This window comes from Kluyvera cryocrescens NBRC 102467, from assembly GCF_001571285.1.
GTDB classification, from domain to species: domain Bacteria; phylum Pseudomonadota; class Gammaproteobacteria; order Enterobacterales; family Enterobacteriaceae; genus Kluyvera; species Kluyvera cryocrescens.
Map to the genome: position 1 here is coordinate 40036 of NZ_BCTM01000031.1, position 6575 is coordinate 46610.

6 protein-coding genes and 1 pseudogene are annotated in these 6575 nt (G+C 53.5%); 6 read left to right on the forward strand and 1 reads right to left on the reverse strand.

Features of this window, described 5'->3' with window-relative positions; translation table 11 throughout:
* Positions 1-167 precede the first annotated feature (167 nt).
* Positions 168-749, reverse strand: coding sequence for an ACP phosphodiesterase (gene acpH / locus KCR01S_RS19090; RefSeq protein WP_061284651.1), 582 nt, complete (start codon positions 747-749; stop codon positions 168-170).
* A 91-nt stretch (positions 750-840) separates the two neighbouring features.
* Here acpH and queA point away from each other — a divergent pair, with 91 nt between their 5' ends.
* The 6 genes and pseudogenes from queA to yajD form a co-directional block, all read left to right on the forward strand.
* Positions 841-1911 carry a tRNA preQ1(34) S-adenosylmethionine ribosyltransferase-isomerase QueA gene (queA, locus tag KCR01S_RS19095; protein WP_061284652.1) on the forward strand — a complete coding sequence of 357 codons (1071 nt, stop codon included), beginning with the start codon at positions 841-843 and terminating at the stop codon, positions 1909-1911.
* Positions 1912-1964: 53 nt separating this feature from the next.
* Positions 1965-3092: a tRNA guanosine(34) transglycosylase Tgt gene (tgt, locus tag KCR01S_RS19100; protein WP_052283895.1), complete on the forward strand. Its 1128-nt coding sequence runs from the start codon at positions 1965-1967 to the stop codon at positions 3090-3092.
* 22 nt (positions 3093-3114) lie between these two features.
* Entirely contained in the window at positions 3115-3447 is a 333-nt protein-coding gene (yajC, locus tag KCR01S_RS19105; protein WP_061284653.1) for a preprotein translocase subunit YajC, read from the forward strand.
* A gap of 27 nt (positions 3448-3474) precedes the next feature.
* Positions 3475-5322 (forward strand): protein translocase subunit SecD, encoded by a 1848-nt coding sequence (secD, locus tag KCR01S_RS19110; RefSeq protein WP_072277189.1) that lies wholly within the window; start codon positions 3475-3477, stop codon positions 5320-5322.
* A gap of 10 nt (positions 5323-5332) precedes the next feature.
* A complete protein-coding gene (gene secF, locus KCR01S_RS19115; protein WP_061284655.1) occupies positions 5333-6304 on the forward strand; it encodes a protein translocase subunit SecF in 972 nt (323 codons plus the stop codon).
* Positions 6305-6417: 113 nt separating this feature from the next.
* Positions 6418-6575: pseudogene (yajD, locus tag KCR01S_RS24415) on the forward strand (HNH nuclease YajD); the annotation flags it as partial.

Here is a 6575-nt window from a genome sequence, read left to right on the forward strand (position 1 = left end):
TTCTCCTTTTGATTTATAGGGTTAATGGAACGCAACGCGGGCAAGTATAGGGACTGACCGCGGGGAACACAAAAAGACTGTGACGATTAATTAGATAGGTTTTGGCTATTGATAATTTATTTTTGCCAAAGGATTAAGCATAGCCATTCTACCGCGCGATGCAAGCGCTACAGCGTTTTGTTTTTTGCCTGCATCATCATCTGCGGATAAAACTGCCAGAAGCGCGTCTCCAGTTGGTCGTAGTGCGTATCCAGGTCATGCCAGGAGTCACGCAGGGCATCCAGCTTTGGACGGCGGCTGGCCATGCCGTTTAGCACGCGCTGGATAAAATCCATTTCGCGATAGCGCTCAAGCCAGCGCTCGGACCACAGATGCTCGTTGAGCACGATAAAGCGTTCGGGCGCCTGCGGCAGAATAGTATTGACCTGCGTATGGGCGTAACGGACGAATTCCGGCAGCGCGATATCCGGGGAAATTTGCGCCCAATGGCGAGATAAAAAATGATCCCACATCACATCCAGCGTAATCGGAGCTACCCGCCGCGTCTCGGGACGGAACCACTCGCGGGCCTCTTTGACCTGCGGCAGATTGTCGGTCATGACGTCGATGCGCCGGTGCATATGAATGCCGTCAACCACCGCCGGTGGATAATCCTGCTCGGGATTACCGCGGACAAAATCCGCCAGCAGATTCCCCGACAGGGAGCTGTCAGCCAGGTGAGCAAGATGCAGATGAGCGAGAAAATTCATTGTTTGCTATTTATCCAGAGGGGTAAGGGTTGCAGGGACGACGCCCCGGCACTAGACTACCCGCCTCATTATTAAGCCCAGAGTCACAGTCATGCGCGTTACCGATTTCTCCTTTGAACTACCCGAATCCCTGATTGCCCACTATCCGCAAGCCGAGCGCAGTAGCTGTCGCTTGTTGTCTTTGGACGGGCCGACGGGCGCGCTGACGCACGGTACTTTCACCGATTTGCTCGATAAGCTCAACCCTGGTGACCTTCTGGTCTTTAACAATACCCGGGTGATCCCCGCGCGCCTGTTTGGCCGCAAAGCCAGCGGCGGCAAGATTGAAGTGCTGGTCGAGCGTATGCTGGATGATAAACGTATTCTGGCACATATTCGCGCTTCTAAAGCGCCGAAGCCGGGCGCCGAGCTGCTGCTGGGCGACGATGAAAGTATCAAAGCGACGATGGTTGCGCGCCACGATGCACTGTTTGAGGTCGAGTTCGACGACGAACGCAGCGTGCTGGATATCCTCAACGCCATCGGTCATATGCCGCTGCCGCCGTACATCGACCGTCCGGACGAAGACGCTGACCGCGAGCTGTATCAGACGGTGTATAGCGAGAAGCCGGGTGCCGTTGCCGCCCCGACTGCCGGTCTGCATTTCGACGAACCGCTGCTGGCGAAGCTGCGTGAAAAAGGCATCGAAATGGCATTTGTCACCCTGCACGTGGGCGCAGGTACCTTCCAGCCGGTGCGTGTAGACAGCATTGAAGACCACATCATGCACTCCGAATATGCGGAAGTGCCGCAGGATGTGGTGGATGCGGTTCTGGCGGCCAAAGCGCGCGGTAATCGCGTGATTGCGGTAGGTACGACCTCCGTGCGTTCGCTGGAAAGCGCCGCACAGGCAGCAAAAGATGAACTGATTGCGCCGTTCTTCGGTGACACGCAAATCTTTATTTTCCCAGGTTATCAGTATCAGGTGATTGATGCGCTGGTGACCAACTTCCACCTGCCGGAATCGACGCTGATCATGCTGGTATCGGCGTTTGCTGGTTATAAAAACACCATGAACGCCTATCATGAAGCCGTAAAAGCGGAATATCGCTTTTTTAGTTACGGTGATGCCATGTTTATCACGTACAATCCGCAGGCTATTTCTGAGCGTGTCGGGGAATAAGTTTCCGGCATGAGTGTTTAACGTCGGACTGTTTTTCTGACGCAGGAGTTATGATGAAATTTGAACTGGACACCACAGACGGTCGCGCCCGCCGCGGCCGCCTGGTTTTTGACCGTGGCGTAGTAGAAACCCCCGCTTTTATGCCGGTGGGCACCTACGGCACCGTGAAAGGCATGACGCCGGAAGAAGTTGAAGCCACCGGCGCACAAATTATTCTCGGCAACACTTTCCACCTGTGGCTGCGCCCGGGCCAGGAAATCATGAAGCTGCACGGCGATCTGCATGATTTCATGCAGTGGAAAGGACCCATCCTGACCGATTCCGGCGGTTTCCAGGTCTTCAGCCTGGGGGATATCCGTAAAATCACCGAGCAGGGCGTACACTTCCGTAATCCGATCAACGGCGATCCGATTTTCCTCGATCCAGAAAAATCGATGGAGATTCAGTACGATCTCGGCTCCGACATCGTGATGATTTTCGACGAATGTACGCCATACCCGGCGGACTGGGATTACGCTAAGCGCTCCATGGAGATGTCTCTGCGTTGGGCCAAGCGTAGCCGCGACCGTTTTGACGGTTTGGGCAACAAAAATGCGCTGTTTGGCATCATTCAGGGCAGCGTTTACGAAGATTTACGTGATATCTCCGTGAAAGGTCTGGTGGACATCGGCTTTGATGGCTACGCTGTCGGCGGTTTGGCTGTGGGTGAGCCGAAGGAAGATATGCATCGCATTCTGGAGCATGTCTGCCCGCAAATCCCGGCGGACAAACCGCGTTACCTGATGGGCGTGGGTAAACCAGAGGATCTGGTTGAAGGCGTGCGTCGCGGTATCGATATGTTTGACTGCGTCATGCCGACGCGTAACGCCCGTAACGGTCATCTGTTTGTGACTGACGGTGTGGTAAAAATCCGCAATGCGAAGCACAAAAGCGATACCAGCACGCTCGACGCTGAGTGTGATTGCTACACTTGTCGCAATTATTCACGTGCATACTTGCATCATCTTGACCGTTGCAACGAAATATTGGGCGCGCGCCTCAATACCATTCATAACCTTCGCTACTATCAGCGCTTAATGGCTGGTTTACGCAAGGCTATCGAAGAGGGTAAATTAGAGAGCTTCGTGACCGATTTTTACCAACGCCAGGGGCGTACGGTTCCACCTTTGAACGTTGATTAATTTTAATAATGAGGGAATTTGAATGAGCTTTTTTATTTCTGATGCGGTAGCGGCAACAGGTGCTCCGGCGCAGGGTAGCCCGATGTCTCTGATTCTGATGCTGGTTGTGTTCGGTCTGATTTTCTATTTCATGATCCTGCGCCCACAGCAGAAACGTACCAAAGAACATAAAAACCTGATGAACTCCATTGCGAAAGGCGATGAAGTCCTGACGAACGGTGGCCTGGTTGGTCGTGTGACTAAAGTAGCAGAAACTGGCTACATCTCTATCGCACTGAACGACACCACTGAAGTGGTTATCAAACGTGACTTCGTAGCTGCCGTTCTGCCGAAAGGCACCATGAAGGCGCTGTAATATTCCGTTTTCCCAAAGGGAACTGCCGTGTTAAACCGTTATCCTTTGTGGAAGTACATCATGCTGGTCGTCGTCATTGTCGTCGGCCTGCTTTACGCACTTCCCAACCTGTATGGTGAGGATCCGGCTGTTCAAATCACTGGCGTGCGCGGCGTCGCCGCCAGTGAGCAAACGCTGATCCAGGTCCAGAAAACGTTACAAGAAGAAAAAATTACCGCTAAGTCTGTGGCACTGGAAGAGGGCGCTATTCTTGCGCGCTTCGACACCACCGACATCCAGCTGCGCGCGCGTGAAGCGTTGATGAGCGTACTGGGTGACAAATATGTCGTGGCGCTTAACCTTGCTCCGGCAACTCCGCGCTGGTTGGCTGCGATTCACGCAGAGCCAATGAAGCTCGGTCTTGACCTCCGCGGCGGCGTTCACTTCCTGATGGAAGTGGATATGGATACCGCACTGGGCAAGCTCCAGGAACAAAATATCGATAGCCTGCGCAGCGATCTGCGTGAAAAAGGCATTCCTTATACTACCGTTCGTAAAGAAGACAACTACGGTCTGAGCATCACTTTCCGTGATAGCAATGCCCGCGATCAGGCTATCTCTTACCTGAGCAAGCGTCATCAGGATCTGGTGATTTCAAGCCAGGGCAGCACCGCGATGCGTGCGGTGATGACCGATGCGCGTCTGAGTGAAGCTCGCGAATATGCGGTACAGCAGAACATCAACATTCTGCGTAATCGTGTAAACCAGCTGGGCGTGGCTGAGCCGGTTGTTCAACGCCAGGGTGCAGACCGTATTGTGGTCGAGCTGCCGGGTATTCAGGACACCGCGCGTGCCAAGGAAATCCTGGGCGCAACCGCGACCCTGGAATTCCGTTTGGTTAACAGTAATGTCGATCAGGCTGCTGCCGCATCTGGCCGCGTACCGGGCGATTCAGAAGTGAAAAATACCCGTGAAGGCCAGCCGGTTGTGCTGTTCAAACGTGTGATTTTGACCGGTGACCATATCACTGACTCGACTTCCAGCCAGGACGAATACAACCAACCGCAGGTTAACATTTCGCTCGATAGTGCGGGTGGTAACATCATGTCTAACTTCACCAAGGACAACATTGGTAAACCGATGGCGACCCTGTTTGTGGAGTATAAGGACAGCGGTAAGAAAGACGCCAACGGCCGTGCAGTACTGGTGAAACAAGAAGAGGTGATTAACATCGCCAATATTCAGTCCCGACTGGGTAACAGCTTCCGTATTACCGGTATCGGCAACCCTAACGAAGCGCGTCAGCTGTCGCTGCTGCTGCGTGCGGGTGCGTTGATTGCGCCAATCCAGATTGTTGAAGAACGTACCATCGGCCCAACTCTGGGTATGCAGAACATCAAGCAGGGCCTGGAAGCATGTCTGGCCGGTCTGGTGGTCTCTATCCTGTTCATGATCTTCTTCTATAAGAAGTTCGGTCTGATTGCGACCAGCGCGCTGATTGCGAACCTGGTACTGATTGTCGGGATTATGTCGTTGCTGCCGGGCGCTACGCTGAGTATGCCGGGGATTGCGGGGATCGTCTTAACCCTTGCCGTTGCCGTCGACGCCAACGTACTGATTAACGAGCGTATCAAAGAAGAGCTGAGTAACGGTCGCTCTGTCCAGCAGGCTATCAATGAGGGCTATGCCGGCGCGTTCAGTTCCATCTTCGATGCGAACATTACGACGCTGATTAAAGTCCTGATCCTGTATGCGGTCGGCACCGGGGCAATTAAAGGGTTCGCGATTACTACCGGTATCGGTGTGGCGACGTCGATGTTTACCGCGATTGTCGGTACACGTGCCATCGTAAACCTGTTGTATGGCGGCAAGCGCGTCAAAAAGCTGTCAATCTGAGGAGTGCGAAGTGGCACAGGAATATACTGTTGAACAATTGAACCACGGCCGTAAAGTCTATGACTTTATGCGCTGGGACTACTGGGCTTTCGGCATCTCAGGTTTCCTGCTGATTGCGGCCATCGTGGTGATGGGCGTACGCGGGTTTAACTGGGGTCTCGATTTCACCGGTGGTACGGTGATTGAAATCACGCTGGAAAAACCGGCGGAGATGGACGTGATGCGCGATGCGCTGGAGAAAGCGGGCTTCGTTGAGCCGCTGCTGCAGAACTTCGGCAGCAGCCATGACATCATGGTGCGTATGCCGCCAACTGAAGGTACGGACGGCGGACAGGTTCTGGGTAGCAAGGTGCTGAGTGTGATTAACGAAGCCACCAACCAGAACGCGGCCGTGAAGCGTATTGAATTCGTTGGGCCAAGCGTAGGTGCCGATCTGGCACAAACCGGTGCGATGGCGCTGATGGTGGCGCTGATCTCAATCCTCGTTTACGTTGGTTTCCGCTTTGAGTGGCGACTGGCGGCGGGGGTGGTTATCTCGCTGGCGCACGACGTGATCATTACCTTAGGGATCCTGTCGTTGTTCCATATCGAGATTGACCTGACGATCGTGGCATCTTTGATGTCGGTCATCGGCTACTCGCTAAACGATAGCATCGTGGTATCTGACCGTATTCGTGAAAACTTCCGCAAAATTCGTCGCGGGACGCCATACGAAATCTTTAACGTGTCGCTGACTCAGACGCTGCACCGTACGTTGATTACGTCCGGTACCACGTTAGTGGTTATCCTGATGCTGTACCTCTTCGGTGGTCCAGTACTGGAAGGCTTCTCGCTGACCATGCTTATCGGTGTTTCCATCGGTACCGCGTCGTCTATCTACGTAGCCTCGGCGCTGGCGCTGAAGCTGGGTATGAAACGTGAGCACATGCTGCAGCAAAAAGTGGAGAAAGAAGGGGCGGATCAACCGTCTATTCTGCCGTAAGCGAGCGTTATTACGTGATTGAAAAAAGCCGTAACACCCAACCCGTGTTGCGGCTTTTTTATTGCATCTTATTATTCTAATTAAGCCCGAATATTGCTTTGTGAGGAGTCATCATGGCTATCATCCCGAAAAACTACGTCCGGCTGGAAAGCGGCTATCGCGAAAAAGCGCTGAAGCTGTTTCCGTGGGTTTGCGGCCGCTGCTCGCGTGAATTTGTTTACTCAAATCTGCGTGAGCTCACGGTTCACCATATGGATCACGACCACACCAA

Bases quoted from the DNA above. Each gene is read 5' to 3' on its own strand.
- acpH (WP_061284651.1), bottom strand. From the start codon at position 749: ATGAATTTTCTCGCTCATCTGCATCTTGCTCACCTGGCTGACAGCTCC.
- yajC (WP_061284653.1), top strand. From the start codon at position 3,115: ATGAGCTTTTTTATTTCTGATGCGGTAGCGGCAACAGGTGCTCCGGCG.
- queA (WP_061284652.1), top strand. From the start codon at position 841: ATGCGCGTTACCGATTTCTCCTTTGAACTACCCGAATCCCTGATTGCC.
- tgt (WP_052283895.1), top strand. From the start codon at position 1,965: ATGAAATTTGAACTGGACACCACAGACGGTCGCGCCCGCCGCGGCCGC.